This is a genomic window from Kitasatospora sp. NRRL B-11411 (genome assembly GCF_000721345.1).
Taxonomy (GTDB): domain Bacteria; phylum Actinomycetota; class Actinomycetes; order Streptomycetales; family Streptomycetaceae; genus Kitasatospora; species Kitasatospora cineracea.
This window is the reverse complement of record NZ_JOGH01000009.1, coordinates 115,801-130,424: the sequence shown is the minus strand read 5'-3', so window position 1 is coordinate 130,424 and position 14,624 is coordinate 115,801. Positions and strand designations below refer to the sequence as shown.

Annotated in this window: 14 protein-coding genes; 1 reads left to right on the top strand and 13 read right to left on the bottom strand. The window is 71.8% G+C overall.

Annotated features, from left to right (window positions below):
* From IH44_RS0106980 to IH44_RS0106935, 10 genes are all read right to left on the bottom strand, one after another.
* Positions 1-1,050: glycoside hydrolase family 15 protein (locus IH44_RS0106980; protein WP_035954170.1), on the bottom strand; the 1,050-nt coding region annotated here is incomplete at its 3' end.
* 37 nt (positions 1,051-1,087) lie between these two features.
* Positions 1,088-1,636: a nucleoside 2-deoxyribosyltransferase domain-containing protein gene (locus IH44_RS0106975; protein ID WP_030458532.1), complete on the bottom strand. Its 549-nt coding sequence runs from the start codon at positions 1,634-1,636 to the stop codon at positions 1,088-1,090.
* A complete protein-coding gene (locus tag IH44_RS46305; RefSeq protein WP_030458531.1) occupies positions 1,633-2,586 on the bottom strand; it encodes a helix-turn-helix transcriptional regulator in 954 nt (317 codons plus the stop codon). The genes IH44_RS0106975 and IH44_RS46305 overlap by 4 nt, the downstream gene beginning before the upstream one ends.
* On the bottom strand, positions 2,583-2,852 hold the full coding sequence (locus tag IH44_RS0106965; protein ID WP_157852173.1) for a hypothetical protein: 270 nt from the start codon (positions 2,850-2,852) through the stop codon (positions 2,583-2,585). Before IH44_RS0106965 ends, IH44_RS46305 begins: the two co-directional genes overlap by 4 nt.
* The gene (locus tag IH44_RS0106960; RefSeq protein WP_030458529.1) at positions 2,849-3,199 is read right to left on the bottom strand and encodes a hypothetical protein; all 351 of its coding nucleotides are present in this window, start codon (positions 3,197-3,199) and stop codon (positions 2,849-2,851) included. The genes IH44_RS0106965 and IH44_RS0106960 overlap by 4 nt, the downstream gene beginning before the upstream one ends.
* Complete coding sequence (locus IH44_RS0106955; protein WP_030458528.1) at positions 3,196-3,690, bottom strand: hypothetical protein; 495 nt, start codon at positions 3,688-3,690, stop codon at positions 3,196-3,198. The genes IH44_RS0106960 and IH44_RS0106955 overlap by 4 nt, the downstream gene beginning before the upstream one ends.
* Before the next feature lie 17 nt (positions 3,691-3,707).
* Positions 3,708-5,297 carry a Mur ligase domain-containing protein gene (locus tag IH44_RS0106950; protein ID WP_030458527.1) on the bottom strand — a complete coding sequence of 530 codons (1,590 nt, stop codon included), beginning with the start codon at positions 5,295-5,297 and terminating at the stop codon, positions 3,708-3,710.
* A gap of 89 nt (positions 5,298-5,386) precedes the next feature.
* Positions 5,387-6,781 carry a glutamine synthetase family protein gene (locus tag IH44_RS0106945; RefSeq protein ID WP_051816634.1) on the bottom strand — a complete coding sequence of 465 codons (1,395 nt, stop codon included), beginning with the start codon at positions 6,779-6,781 and terminating at the stop codon, positions 5,387-5,389.
* 8 nt (positions 6,782-6,789) lie between these two features.
* Positions 6,790-8,283, bottom strand: a complete 1,494-nt coding sequence (locus tag IH44_RS0106940; protein ID WP_030458525.1) for an amino acid permease — start codon at positions 8,281-8,283, stop codon at positions 6,790-6,792.
* 71 nt (positions 8,284-8,354) lie between these two features.
* On the bottom strand, positions 8,355-9,335 hold the full coding sequence (locus IH44_RS0106935; RefSeq protein WP_063759562.1) for a hypothetical protein: 981 nt from the start codon (positions 9,333-9,335) through the stop codon (positions 8,355-8,357).
* 360 nt (positions 9,336-9,695) lie between these two features.
* Between IH44_RS0106935 and IH44_RS0106930 the strand changes: the two genes are divergently transcribed.
* Positions 9,696-11,021, top strand: coding sequence for a hypothetical protein (locus IH44_RS0106930; protein ID WP_030458523.1), 1,326 nt, complete (start codon positions 9,696-9,698; stop codon positions 11,019-11,021).
* A 60-nt stretch (positions 11,022-11,081) separates the two neighbouring features.
* On the opposite strand, the gene IH44_RS0106925 is transcribed toward IH44_RS0106930, so the two are convergent.
* The 3 genes from IH44_RS0106925 to IH44_RS0106915 all read right to left on the bottom strand — a co-directional run bounded on the left by IH44_RS0106925 (position 11,082) and on the right by IH44_RS0106915 (position 13,962).
* Entirely contained in the window at positions 11,082-12,119 is a 1,038-nt protein-coding gene (locus IH44_RS0106925) for an NAD-dependent epimerase/dehydratase family protein (RefSeq protein ID WP_198544956.1), read from the bottom strand.
* Positions 12,120-12,217: 98 nt separating this feature from the next.
* Entirely contained in the window at positions 12,218-12,931 is a 714-nt protein-coding gene (locus tag IH44_RS0106920) for an SDR family NAD(P)-dependent oxidoreductase (RefSeq protein WP_030458521.1), read from the bottom strand.
* Positions 12,928-13,962, bottom strand: coding sequence for a tetratricopeptide repeat protein (locus tag IH44_RS0106915; protein WP_198544955.1), 1,035 nt, complete (start codon positions 13,960-13,962; stop codon positions 12,928-12,930). The genes IH44_RS0106920 and IH44_RS0106915 overlap by 4 nt, the downstream gene beginning before the upstream one ends.
* Between the last annotated feature and the right edge of the window lie 662 nt (positions 13,963-14,624).

Sequence of the window (14,624 nt, the reverse complement as noted above, 5' to 3'; positions counted from 1 at the left end):
GCCGTTGCCCAGGCGCACCGGCCGGGAGTCCTCGTAGCCGGGCAGGTGGTCCAGCACCCGCTCGGTGAGGTCGGTGGAGCCGTCGAGGCGGTAGATCGGCCGCAGGTACTCGGGGTCGAGGTGCTTCAGGAGCCAGTCGCGCCAGCGCCCGGCCTCCTCGGTCTTGCCCACGCGCAGCAGACAGGCGACGGTCAGCGCGCTGTCGCGCACCCAGACGTACAGGTAGCACCAGTTGCGTTCGCCGCCGAGCCACTCGGGCAGGGAGGTCGTCGGCGCGGCGACGATCCCGCCGGAGGGGTGGCACATCGCCGCCAGGGTGAGGGCGGCGCGCACCACCGCCTCCCGGTAGGGGCCGCGGTAGGTGCACCCGCGCGCCCACTCCTCCCAGTACTGCACGGTCGCGGCCAGCTCGGCGTAGGCGTCCGGCCGGGCGGGAGCGGTGGCAACCCGTCGGGTGGGGCCCCAGGTGAGGGTGAACGTGGCGCTCTCACCGGCGGTGAGGGTGATGGTGGCGCGGCACACCCGGTCGCGGTTGACCGAGTGGTCGCGGTCGCTGTGCAGCCAGTAGGTGTCGGCCCCGGCGACCGCCTCCAGCCACGGGGCGCCGGAGCTGGCCCGCTGGATGACCGGCGCGGTGGAACCGTAGTCGGCACGGGGCCGGTAGACGGAAGCGGCGTGCACCACGCCGCTCACGCACTCCACGATCCGCACGATCCGCGGCGCGACCATGCCGAGACGGTCGGGGGCGGGCATGAAATCGGTGACGGCGAGGGTGCCAGTGGGGGTGTCGTACTCGCTGCGCAGGACCAGAGTGTCGCCCACGTACTGGCGGCGGTCGGCGACCGGCGGCGGCCCGTCCGGGACGGCCGGCCCGACCCGCCAGTACCCGTGCTCGGGACGCCCGAGCAGGGAGGTGAAGACCGACGGCGAGTCGAAGTCCGGCAGGCACGCCCAGTTGATGGTCCCGTCGGGGAGGACAAGGGCGGCCGAGCCGGTGCTGCTGAGGAGCGCGTGGTCCTCGATCCGGTACCGGGGCTGGGTGCGGAGCATGGAAGTGTCCTTGCAGAAGCGGGTGGGTGATGGGTGGTCAGCGCCGGGCCGAGTCGGCGGTTCCGAGGGCGGCGAGGGCCGCGGAGACGGTGGCCGCGAGGGTGTCGGCGACGGGCAGCCACGGCAGGGCGTGGTCGAGCAGCGCCCGGTGGGCCCGCTGCACCGGGTCGGCGGGGTCGCAGCCGACGACCACCGCCCCGCCCTGCCCGGTGAACAGGCGGGCCTCGTAGCAGCTCCGTACGTGGTGGTGGCCGATCGGATTCCAGAACAGCACCACGTCGACGCGGCGGATGTTGCGGTCCTGCCAGCCCAGCGGGGTCCACGCCGCGTAGGGATCGGCCGCCGCGTTGCGGGACGGCCGGGGGTTGAGAACGGTGCCCTCGAAGCCGGCGTCCGCCAGCAGACGGACAGCCTGCGACTGCCAGTCGGGGCAGTCGACGGTCGCCCCGGCCAGATAAACCGTGGGCAGGCCGTCCGGCTCGAACGGCTGCGGCGCCTCGATGTAGCGCAGGCCGTCTCGTGCGGAGGCGGGCTCGGCGCTCCCGGGGCTCGCTGGTCCTGGCAGCGGTGCGGGGCGGGTCGTCACGGTCGTTCGGCTCCCTCGGTCCGGGCAGGGGCCGTCTCGCCGTGCTGCAGGCTCTTGGCCTTCCGCAGGTCCGGCGGGTAGGGGCTGCGGGCGGGGACGGCGTGGTCGGGCAGGTAGCCGAGGGCCAGCGCGATGGCCGTGGCGTGGGTGACGGTCCGAGCCCCCAAGGCTTCGAGCGTCCCCCGCTTGTGCTTGTTCGCGGCAGGCCGGGTGCACCCGAGGCGCAGGGCCAAGCCGGTCAGGCTGTTGGACTCCAGCGAGAGGACGAGCACCTCGCGCTGTACCTCGGAGAGGTCGTCCGGTTCTCCAACGGTCCTGCGCAGAGCGGCTTCCGGATCGAGGTAGCCGTCAACGATGTCCCGGGCGACCAGGTGCGCGGTGTTCAAGCAGCCCCGTCGCATGGCGGCGGCGTTGAGGGCGTTGGAGGGCGTGGACCTGTGGCAGTCCCCCTGTTCGGCGATCAGCTCGGCGATCTGCTTGTCGTTGTATCCCGCCGCGCGCAGGCCGATCATCCCCGCCGTCAGTGGCTCCACCCGCGCGGGATGCTGCGGGTCCCCGATCAGCTCTCCGTAGACGGTCGGCCACAGCGCCGGCATCGGCAGAAGCACCTTGTTGGCACGGTCGAGGGACAGCGCCCGGACGAACGGAATCTTCGACACCGCGGTCAGCGGGCCGGGTTCCAGAATGACCGTCCACAGCCTCGGCACGCCGTGGCGCTGCAACTCGTCCTCCTCGCCGGGACGTTCGGTGTACAGCAGCACCGGGCACCCCTTCTCGCGTGCGGTGAACAGGAGGCTGAACAGCGGCGACAGCGTGTCCGCTGGGGTGGCTCTGTGGGCACTCAGGAGTGCGGCAGCGTCCACGATGACCCCGGGATGGGTGGTGAGCAGGCGGGGGAAGCGCAACGGAAGGGCTTGCAGGGAGGGTGCGGAGGCAGTGGTGGTCGTCATCGGTGGTTTCGGTCGGTGCGGATACGGATGCGGCCCTGACCCGGACGGCCGCCATGGGTGGTGCGGTCGGCTCCTGCGCGTCGGCGCAGCAGCCAGTCGGTGGCCGCCGCTGCCGCGAGGGCGGGGGCGGCGGCGAGCGCGAGCCAGACGGGCTGGGCGCGCTCGCGGTTCTCGATCAGGTACAGCACGGCCGCGCCGGTGGGCACGCCGAGCAGGAAGCACACGATCGCTGCTCCCGCCCGGCTGATCATCCGACGGGGCGTCACCGCCACTCCTCCCCGATCCGGTCCGGCACGGTCGAAGGCGGCTGCGTATCGGCGCGGGTACCCCGGGGGAACAAGGGGTGCCGGCCTTCGCGGTGGAGCCGCAGTTCCTGGACGGCCGTAGGGGCGGCGGCGAGGAGGACGGGGCCCGCTACGAGGACGGTGGTGACGCGCAGCACGGGTCGGCAGCCGAGGACGAAGCCCACGGCCAGCCCGATGCCGAGTCCGGTGCTGGCACCGAGGAACAGCGCCCTGGAGGCGATGCGCCGAAGGCGGCTGTCGGCCGCGGCCTCGTCCGACGATCGCTGGACGTGGTCGGTGCCCGCCGGGGCGGGCGGGGGCGCGTTCACGGCGCGCTCCCCAGGGCCGCGGGTAGCGGTGCGCCGGGCAGGGCCACGTGTACGAGGCCAGCGAGGACGGCCACGACCACGGCCTGCTCGGGGCTGTCCACGTCCAGGTGCACCTGCAGGGTGCGGATGTAGGTCTCCATGGAATTTTGGGCCGTGCCGAGGCCGTGGCGGATCTCCTCGGTGGCGAGGCCGTCGGCCCAGCCCTGCAGGATCTCCAGCATCCGGGGCGGGATCGTGGGTGTGGAGGTGAGCGCCTTCGACTCGCGCACCGGGCCGGGGACGGTCTTCGCCGCGGTCGCCCAGGCGGTGAGCTGCAGGCGGTGGCCGGCACCGGTCTTGCGCAGGAGGTATTCGATGGCCTTCCGGGCGGCCTCGGTGCTGCTGTAGGCGCTGGAGGTGTGGGCGATGTCGCGGGCTGTGAGCCCGGCCGCGATGAGGTTCGTGAGGGCGACCTCCTTGATGGTGAGGTCGCGCAGAACTCCGTTGGACACGTTGTCTCCTGGCCGGGTCACAGCTGGTGCGGGACGGGCGCGGTGGGTGCGGCCAGGTGGAACAGCATCCGGGCACCGAGGCGGGCCGCCACCCCGTGGTCGGGGCCGATGAGCAGGACCAGGTCGCCGGGGGCGGCGAAGGCGGCGATCTGCTGCTCGAAACCGGGTTCGCGCGGTCCGCTGCGCAGGCGGCGGACCGCGCCCTTGCCGAGCTTCTCGCGGGCGGCCCGCTCGATGGCCGCCAGCGGGTCGGTGACGTCCAGGACCAGGGTCAGCGGGGTGTGGACGGGCAGCAGCAGCACGCTGCCCGCGCCTTGGAGCGCGCGGCCGATCTTGGTGCCGTGGGCGCGGGTGCGGGCCAGGCCGTCCGGTTCCAGGACGGCGACCACCGACCCGCCGGTGGCGGCGGCCGTCCGGACGGCGTCGGCGAGGTCGGCGGCGATCTCCTCGGGGTGGCGGGCGCGGGAGTCGACGACGCTGATGCCCTTCTCGGTGCCGAGGGGGGCCAGGGAGCGCTCGACGCTGTGGAAGCCGGCCAGGCGCTCGGCGACGGCGGCCGGGTCCTCGTCCATGACCAGCGCGGTGGCGATGGCCGCGCACACGGCCAGGGCGTGGCTGCGGCCGGGCACCGGCAGCAGGTAGGTGTGGTCGGTGCCGCCGTGGCGGATGGTGACGCGGTGCGCGGTGCCGGTCCACTCGATCGGCATGACCCACACATCCGCGCCCCGGTCGCGGCCGACGGTGTAGGCGAAGGGCGAGGGCAGGCCGCGCTCGGCGCGATCGGCCAAGCGGGCCTTCAGATTGACGGCGCCCGTGTCCCACAGGGGCAGGACGACCCGCTCGGCGACCGTGGCCAGCCGCTCGGCCGCGTCCAGGCCCGCCGGGTTGTCCTCGAAGTGGGGCTGGTTCTCCGCAGCGGTGAGAATCAACGCGACGGCCGGCTCCGGCCGGTGGCGCACGAAGTGGGGCCGGGGACGGCCCTGCCAGCCGAAGGGCGGCGTCGCCTCGTGCGTCCCAGCGTCCGGGCAGAAGTCCACCACTAGCCGCCCCGTGCCCGGCGACGCGGCGGCCCTGCCCGCCCGGCCGCCCCGGGGAGCGGCGGTGAGGATGAAACCGGCGCTGTCGCCGAGCGCCACGGCCAGGGCAGCGGCGGCCGTCGCGGTGTTGTGGCTGCCGCCGACCGCCACCGTCCGCGCCCCGGCCGCGGCAGCGATCTCGGTCAGGGCCTCGGCCCGGCCCAGCACCGGCAGGCCCAGCTTCTGCGCCCGGTCCAGCTCGGGCTGCGACTCGGCGACGACGCCCGACCACACCACGGCGCTGGCACCGGTGGGCAGGTGAGCGGCGTCGTGGCCGACGTCGACGTGCACGCCCGCGGCTCTCAGCGCGGCCACCTCCGGACTGTCCGCGAGCCGGTCGGGCACGGTGCCGGTGACCGTGGCGCCGCCGCCGGCCAGCCACAGGGCCAGGCCCTGCATGCCGGGCTCGGCCACGCCCACCAGGTGCGGCCGGGCCAGAAGGTCGGGCACGGCGCCGGGCCCGGCCGCCTCGGCTCCGGCAGCGGCGGGGGCGGGGGCGGTGGTAACGGCGGGGGCGGTGGTGGTGTTCACGAAGTCCTCCGACCAGCGGGAGAAGAGAGAAGAGGGGTTGGTACCGGGCGGCGGCGGGGAGCGGGGTCAGTCCCGCCGCCGCCCGGCGGTCATGCCTGGGCCAGGCCGCGTTCCACCTCGGCGTCGGTGACGCGGGCGGCGTGGTGGTCCAGGTCCATGCGGGCCACACGCGCCAGGTGTGCGACCACGGGTTCGCCGAGCAGCTCGTCGGCCAGCGGGCTCGCCTCGAACAGGCCGACCGCCTCCTCCAGGGACTGCGGCACTCGCGGCGCGTCGGGCAGCACGTAGGCGTCGCCGTTGGTGAGCGGCGGGGGCGTGAGCTGGGCGGTGATGCCGTGCCGGATGGCGGCGAGCGCCGCCGCCAGGGCGAGCATCGGGTTGGCGTCCGCACCCGGCAGCCGCACCTCCAGGCGCAGGCTGCGGCCGTGGCCGACCACCCGGAGCGCGCACGTGCGGTTGTCCCGGCCCCAGGCCAGCCGAGCCGGGGCGAAGGAGTGGTCGGCGAGGCGCTTGTAGCTGTTGACGTACGGCGCCCACAGCGGGGCGAGCTGAGGCAGAGCGTCCAGCAGTCCGGCCGCCGCCGACCCGGCCAGTTCCGACAGCTCCGTGCCGTGCTCCGGGGCGGCGGCCAGCAGCGATCGGCCGTCGCCGTCGTGCAGGGAGATGTGCAGGTGCATCCCCGAGCCGACCCCGGTGGCGGGCGCGGCCATGAACGACGCCGTCAGCCCCTGCTCGTCCGCGACCGTCTTCGCGGCGTGCTTGAACAGCACGTGCTGGACGCACGCCTCCCCGGCCGGCCCGTAGGGGAAGGTGACCTCGACCTGGCCGGGCGCTCCCTCGCCCTTGACGGCCTCGACCGGCAGACCGGCCGCTGCGAGGACCTGCCGCAGGCGGCGTCCGAACTCCCGCACCACGGACGGCTGGTCGAGCGCGTAGTCGCGGTTGCCCCCGGCCGCGGGACGCAGGCGGCGCCACCCGGACGACTCGGTGTCCCGGACGGTGCCCTCGTAGAGGACGAACTCCGTCTCGATGCCGACTTGGGGTGTGACGCCGAGGTCGGCCAGCAGGCGCAGCTCCCGCTCCAGCACCGTCTCCGGTGCCAGCGGGTGTGGGGCCCCGCAGCTGACCGGGTGGGCGAGGACCAGCGCGGTGGCCGGCAGCCACGGCAGCACCCGGACCCGCTGGACGTCGGGCAGCACCTCGATGTCGCCGAACCCGGACTGCCAGGAGAACGGGCCGCTCGCCGCCGGGACCATGTCCACATCGGTGCCCAGCACGTAGCCGCACACCTCCAGGACCCTCCCCGGCTCCAGCCGAGCCGCCAGCCCGGCCGCGTCGTACTCCTTGCCTTTGAGTCTGCCCTGCTGGTCGATGACTGCCACCAGCATGGTGTCCAGGTCGAAGGCATCGACCAGCTGCTCCAGCGGCCCGACCGGCTGGGTTGGCGCGGCAGCAGGGACGGCGGAGGAGCGGGGGGTCCGCATCGTCGTCCTCATACGATCTCGGCCGCGATCTTGGTCATGGTGGGGTCGGACACCACCGGCACGTTGAACTTGTCACCCGCCGCCTTCCACCACCCCCACGCCAGCGCGAGCACGGCCAACCCCGCGATCGGCGCGTAGTTGAAGGTGTCGACGGTCACCGGGGCGCGCTGCGGCAGGCACACCAGCACCGTCAGCACCGCCACCCACACCACCGCCGCGATCCCCACCGGCCGGCTCCACCGGCCCAGAGTCCACGGGCCGGGGGTGAACTTCTCCGGATACCGCAGCTTCAGGAAGACGGGGATGATGTAACTCGGCGTCATGCCGATCACGTTGATGGCGGTCACCGCGCCGTACGCGGTGGCCGACCAGAGCGAGGGCAGCGCCAGGACGAACGCCACCGCCACCGCCAGCCACACCGCGGCGACCGGAGTGCCGGCGGCGGAGACCCGGCGCCACGTTGCTGAGCCCGGCAGCGCACCGTCGCGCGAGAAGGAGTAGATCATGCGGCTCGCGGCGGTGGTCTCCGCGCTGCCGCAGAACAACTGCGCGCCGATGACGACCAGCAGCAGCGCCTTCGCACCGCCCGTGCCGAGCGCGTCGAGGAAGATCTGCGCGGGCGGCAGGGCGGCGCCGGCCGTCCCGGCGTAGTCCTGCACCGCGAACAGCAGGCCGCCCAGCAGCACGAGGCCGGCCAGCAGCGACACCCAGATCGAGCGGACGATGCCGCGGGGCGCGGTCACCCGGGCGTCCGTGGTCTCCTCGCTCATGTGCGCGGAGGCGTCGTAGCCGCAGAAGGTGTAGCCGCCCAGCAGCAGACCGATGGCGCTCGCGTAGATCGGGCTGGACCAGCCAGTGCCGTTCTCGAAATGGGTGAACACCCAGGACGCGGACTGGTGGTGGGAGGGGACGACGGCCAGCACGCCGACGATCAGCGCGACCCCGAGCAGGTGCCACCACACCGAGATCGAGTTGAGGACGCTGACGACCCGGACGCCGAAGACGTTCAGCAGGGCGTGCAGCAGCAGGACGCCCGCGAAGATCGCAAGGATCGTGCCCGGCGTCGGCACGAGCCCCCACTGGAGCCCGCAGAAGGCGGCGATGAAGGACGCGGCCCCGTAGTCGATGCCCGCGATTCCGCCGAGCAGCCCGAGCAGGTTCAGATGGCCGGTCAGCCAGCCCCACCGGGGCCCGCCGAGCTGCCTGGACATGTAGAAGAGAGCGCCGGAGGTGGGGTAGGCGCTGGTGACCTCCGCCAGCGCCATGCCGACCAGCAGCACGGCCAGGCCGACCGCCGCCCAGCCCCACATCATCACGGCCGGCCCGCCGCTCACCAGGCCGAGGCCGAACAGCGTCATACAGCCGCTGAGCACCGAGATGACCGAGAAGCTGACGGCGAAATTCCCGAAACCGCCCATCCGGCGGGTCAGTTCGGGCTCGTAGCCGAGAGAGAGAAGATAGTCATCCTCGGCCTGGGGTGCGGCATGACGGGATCTGGGCATGGCGAAACCTCCGCAGAAGAAAGGGGAGTTGGGCCCGGCTCGGTGCCGGGTGAAGAAGTGGCGGGTGTTGGTCAGCCGGTGGCGGCGTACGACTGGGCCATCGCCTGCCGCAGCAGGTCGTCCGCCCGGTCCGTGGCCATGGTCACCCAGGGTTCCGGGGCGACGAACGGGTGCATCGCGGTGAACACCTCGGCCGCCTCCCGCGGCCGGCGGCTCGCCCACAGCGCGTGGGCAAGGTGGCTCTCGTCCACCACCGGCCACCGGACACCCTGCTCGAACGCGGCCCGCCAGTGCGAGAACGCGGCCAGCACCGCGGCGCGGACGCGCTCGTCGTTCGTCCACTGCAGCAGCGCGGCGTCCTTGCGCTCCGCACGGCGATAGCGATCGACAGACAAGTACAGCGGCAGCGCGTGGAGGGGAGAGCCCTCCGGCGCGCCGGGCAGATAGGCGGCCAGGAACTCGGCGCCCACCCCGCCCTCGCCCCGGGCCGCCCAGAAACGCAGCATCCGGTGGAACGCCTCCCGACACCACGGATCGATACGGCGGAGCTGCCCGAACAACGCCCACGGCCCCTGCGGCAGCATCTGGTCCGGTGCCGCAACCCGGTGCTCCTGCCGCACCTGCTGGGGATCCAGCTGCGCCAGGGTGAGCAGCCCCAGCCACGGAACGACGTCGCCGTCGAGCACCGAAGCCGCCAGCCAGCACCACTTCCGCGCCGTCTCTTCCAGCGCCGCAGCATCACGCGAGCCCGACTGCTGCTGTCCGACCTGCACAGCGCGGTCCACCACGACACGGGCGCACAGCGCGGTCAGCCCGAAGGCCCGGGGCTCCTCACCCTCCCAACGGCGAAGGACATCGGTCGGCCCGGCCGCCACCCCCAGCGCCTGGGTCCGCGACGCCCACAGACCCGGATCGCCCCAGGTCCGGTAGAGCAGCGCCCGAGTCGAGAGCCACTGCCCCCGCCGCAGATCCTCGACCGCCGCCCGCAGATCGCCGTCGTGGCCGGCCGGGTGCTGTACGAGCTGAGCGGCACCGACGATGGGCGCTGCCATGACCTGTTCCCCCTTCACGGTCTGTCTGCTCCAGTTGCCCGCAGTCCCGCGTACCGAAGATGCGGGTAGAGCGGCCGATGGATAGTCGGACAACCCGCCCGCTGAGCAGGCTGGTGGACTGCCTAAATCACTTCGCGCACTGCGGTTCGGTGATCGGCGACCTACTGTCCCGCCTTGAGAAGGCCAACGCCATAGCATCCGGGTGTCATCTGACGGCCCGTGAGACATCGAGGTGTCATCGAGGTGTCATCTCGCCAGTTCGCCTACTCCAGAGCCCCTTGGTCGGGTATTGCTAGAACCGGGCTCTCCGCGCGCAAGCGGCGGCCGGGCCAAGTCGAGAGCACGGGCGGAGGCTGCGGCATGACAGACAGGACGCTACTGGAAGCCCTGATCCGGAACGAGGGCTGGGAATTCTCCGATTTCAGCAGGGAATTACGGAAAGCCGGGGAAGAAATTGCGCACACCCTCGGGGATCCCAGATTCCATGGTGTAGAAATGTCGGAGAAGACGTTTCGGCGCTGGATCGCCGGAGATGTGGCCAAGCCCAGCTCTGTTTTCTCCCAAACGCTCCAGCACATGTTCGACAGGAAGATCGCCGATCTTCTGGCCCCTCCCTCCGAGAGGGGCCAGACGGCGATATCCCAGCAAGACCTTGAAAGAGAAATCGCGATGACTGCACGCGAAGCATCTGACCACGCCGCTTCCGTTGCGTCCGTCTTCCTCTCCGAGCTGTCCATCGACCAGGTCGAAGAAGACGTCCGCCGACTCGCCCGCACCTACAACCACCGCTCACCGTTCGAGGTCTTCCGCGAAGGCCGACAACTCCGAACGGACGCCGAAACCCTGTTGGACCGCACCCACATCCCCGCACAAAGACAGCAGCTGCTGATTGCGATCGGGCAGACGACCGCGCTGCTGGCCATGGCGGCGTTCGGTCTCGGCGCTGTCAGCGAGGCCAACCGGCTGGCCCGTTCCGCCGGCATGTACGCGGAAGCCACCCGGTTCACCCCGCTGGCCGCTTTCGCGGCCGGATCGCTCGGCATCTTCGCCTACTGGGAAGGGCGCCCAAGCGAGGCGATCCGCTTCATCCGCCACGCGAAGTCCTTCTCCGGCGTCGGCACGGCCGGCCAGGCGCGCATCGCCGCGATCGAGGCCAGGGCCTACGGGCACCTCGGCGACCGGCCGAGGGCAGCAGCCGCGGTCGAACGCTTCCTCGACGCGGACGCCGTCGAACACGACGACCTCCACGACGGCGTGGCCGGAGAGTTCCTCCACAGCCCTGACCGGCTCGTCCGCTCCCACGGCACAACGTTCGTCCTGCTGCGCGACGGCGCCCGGGCGCTGGAGCACACCCGGCGAGTACTGGAGATGCAGGCCGAACTGCCCGCCGCGCAGAGGTCGCCCCGGATCGACGCCGAGGCACGGGCGGATCTCGCCGCGGCGCTGCTCCTCAACGGCGAGGTGGAGGAAGCCGCCGAAGTCCTCAAGCCCATCGCGGCCATCGCACCCGACCGGCGGACCAAGGGCCTGGTCGAGCGGGTCGTTCACGTGGGCAGGCTGCTGACCACCGAACCCGTCCGCACCTCCCCCGTCGCCGCTGCCCTTCAAGAGGGGCTGGAGGAGTACACCCGGGTTGCCGCACCGAAGCAACTCGACTACATGGCAGGCCAATTGGCTATCGAGTAAGGCGGCGAAGCGCTGACAGGGCAGGGCGGCCCTGCTGAGGGCCGCCCTGCCCCGTGCCGATCAGTGGAGAGACTCGGTGACCGCCAAGATCGCTCGTTCGCGGTCGGCCTGGATTCCGATAGCGGCTGCCCGCGGGTGTGCGACCGGCATGTTCCCGGCCCGGAGCCAATCCCAGGTGTCCCGCACCGTCTCCTCCAGCGGACGGCAGACGAAACCGGCCGCGTAGGCCGGTTCGGAGTCGACCAGCCAGACGCCCTTCCCCGTCCGCCACAGGGGCACCTCTGTCCACTGGCGGACGCCCTGCTCCAACAGCACTTCATCCGGCACCCACCGCAGGACGCCGTGGTTCCCCGTCGCCGCGAGGCAAGCCCCCAGGAAACTGCCCATCGTGTCCCGACCGATCGGCGCGGTGGCGTTGTAGACACCTCCGCCCGGTCGGGCGGCGAGGTCGACGGCGAAGCGTGCGACATCGCGGACGTCGACCGGCTGGATGCCCTTGTCCGCGGACCCCGGTGCCAGAATCTGCCCGCCGCGCTCCGCGCGCCGAAGCCACCACGGGAGCCTACCGACGTACTCATTGGGGCCGAGGATCACACCGGGGCGAATCAGCCAGGACCGCTCCGCACCGAAGGTCTCGGCCACCGCCCGCTCGCCGCCGGCCTTCTGCCTTCCGTAGTGCAAATTGGGCCCTCGCCAGCCCTCGGGGTTCCTCCCGTACTCGCTATCGGCGTCGGCAGGGCCGTCCAGCAGCGGATCGCCCACCTTGAGCGGGTGTTCCGGCCATCCGGCGTACACCGACACCGTCGAGACGTAGACGTAGCGGGCGGCAGCGTCCTCCAACGCTCTCGTGCCCGCGAGCACCACCTTGGGCGGCTGGTACGCGGCAGACGTATCGATCACCGCGTCCCACGGCCCTTGCCCGGCCAGCCGGGCCAAGTCCTCGGTCGACGTCCGATCACCGATCACCTGCCGAACGCCGGGAAAAGGCCCACCGGACCGTCCCCGGTTGAACGTCGTCACGGCCCAGCCTCGGCCCACCGCCTCCTCAACGACGGCCTTGCCCAGAAACCAGCTGCCGCCGACCACCAAGATATCCATGCCCGGCATCCTCCCGAGAGCGGATACCGGTCGGCCACTCTGGAGCGGTCGGCAGCTGCCACCAGGCCAGTCCGGGCGGCACCGAAGGTACGGCAGCCTTACCAGGCAAGAGGCTCGCGCTCGTAGTACAGGCCGCCGGTGGGGCCATCGTCGGGGAGAGTGGCGAGCCAGACGGGTGTGTCGGCGGCTTCTTCGGGTGTGCGGTCGGTCTCGCCGTAGGCCATGCGCGTCGCCATCTGTCCGGGAGAGGCGGCGTTGACGAGGATGCCCGTGCCGGCGAGTTCGGCGGCGAGGATCTGGGTGAGGGCGTTAAGGCCGGTCTTGGAGATGCGGTAACTCACGTTCCCAGTACCCATGTTGCTCTGCGAGCCGAGGTGACTGGTGATGTTGACGATGCGGCCGTAGTTGTTCTTCCGCATCTCCTGGGCGGCGGCGGCGGCAAGGCGCCAGGCGCCGAGGAGGTTGGTATCCAAGGTGGCCCGGACCCGTTCGAAGTCCGGTGCGGCGGCGGCCTGGCCGCGGTCGACGGCTACGGCAGCGTTGTTGACCAGCACGTCCAAGCGTCCGAGCGGGGCGGCGACATCGGCGATGCATCGGGCGACGCTGGCCGGGTCGGTGACGTCCAGTTCGTGGGAGTGGACGAACAGCCCTTTGCGGCCGAGGGCTTCCTCCGCGTCGCGGCCGGCGAGACGGTCGCGCACGCCCAGGACGACCTGCATGCCCTGTTCGGCGAGGCGGGTGGCGATGGCGAGGCCGAGCCCGCGGTTCCCGCCGGAGACGAGTGCGACGCGCGTGGTGGAGTGTGTGGTCATGCGGACAGTGTGGCGAGCAGCTGGTCGAGGCGCTGGACTTTCGGATGCCTCGTGAGTAGCGGGAGTTCGGCGCGGGCGGCCACGGCGCGGGTGATGTTCCGCTGGGATGGGGCGGCGGTGATCATCGGGACGGCCGTCTCCAAGAGGTGGATGGCGTGGTCGGCGTCGCCGAGGGCTGTGTGGGTCCGGGCGTGCTGGATGGTGTAGGTGGCCAGGTCACGGTGCTTGGCGGCGGGCATGAGGGCCAGCGCGGTGGCGTAGTGGCGTTGGGCGAGTTTCGGACGGCCGAGGTCGGCGTGGCAGGTGGCGGTCTGGGCGTGGAACTCGGCCGGGTCGAAGTAGCCGCTCCAGGCGGGGTCGTCGTGGCTGGCGTCGGTCTGGGCCATCTGGGTCTCGGCGGCGGTCAGCAGACGGTCGCATTCTGCGTGGTTGCCGCAGGCCGCTGCCGCGCGGGCCTGTCGCAGCAGCAGCATGGCCGAGGTGCGAGGGGTGACCTCGCCCGCCCCGTCGACGGCGGCGGCGGCGAGTGCGAGGGCGTCGGAGAAGAGGTTGTGGTCGTAGCACTGGAGGCTGAGCGACTTGAGGATGTTGGCGCCCAGGGCGCGGTCGCCGGCGGCGTGCGCGGCGCGCAGGCCGCTGGTCCAGTACCGCTGGGCGGCGGTGTGGAGACCGGAGTCGAAGGAGGACCACCCGGCGAGGCGGGCGAGTTCAGCGCTCAGCACTAGCAGCCGTTGGCCGACACGGTCGCTGTAGGACGCCTCCTTGAGGATGCCGGTGACCATCTCGAGTTCGGCATGCAGGAGGTTACGGGCACGAGGACCGCCGAGGGCGGCCTCCATTCGACGCAGCCGAGGCAGCCCTGCCTCTAGCTCTCCGACCATCGGCAGGTCGATCCGGCCTCCGGTGAGGGCGGCAACCACCGGTCCGATCCCCTCGGCCAGCCACTGCCCGGCGAGCAGCACCAGCGCCTGGCCGCCGAGTTTCATGAACCCGCGCCGGTCCGGCATCGCGCGTTCCAAGGTGTCGTCCAACGCCTTGAGCACCCCAGCCGTGGACCAAGGGAAGTCGGCACGGATCGGCCCCCCATCGGGCAGCCAGCCGGGCCAGCCGAGCCGGGACACTTCTCTCAGCGGGACGCCGAGTTCGGCAGCGAGGGCAGCTTGGCTCTCCGCGTCCGGTTCGGTTCCCCAGTGCTCCCACTTCCACACCTTGCGCCGGTCGGCCGACCCGTTCGTGGCTCTGGCAACGATGTCGGCGATGTCCTGATGTGTCCAGTGATGCTCATACCGGACAACAGCGAGGGGATGGAGCAGCCGCACCTCTCGGCGCGAAGCGGTACCTCGTCCCATTTGCACCCCCCCAACTGCGGCGGACAGAAAGTATCCGGTTCGACACTTTGTGCTGATGTTACGCATGGGGGAGCTGGTGCTGGAAGACGACAAGAAGACGACAAGCTGCCCCTGTCCGAAGGCAGTTGGACTCGGGTTAGCTGGCGCATCCCGGAAGGACGCGGCTCGGCCGTGTAGTTGCCGAGCGCCCGATAAGTGCAGGCAGGGCGCGGACTGTAGTCCGTTGCAAATGCGGCTGTCTTGCACGCGGGAGAGTTGATCGCTGGCCGAGGAGACGGAGACGATGGCACGGTCGTGCGAGCGTTGCGGTTGCGCGCTCAGCCGGTACAACCGCAGAAGCAGCA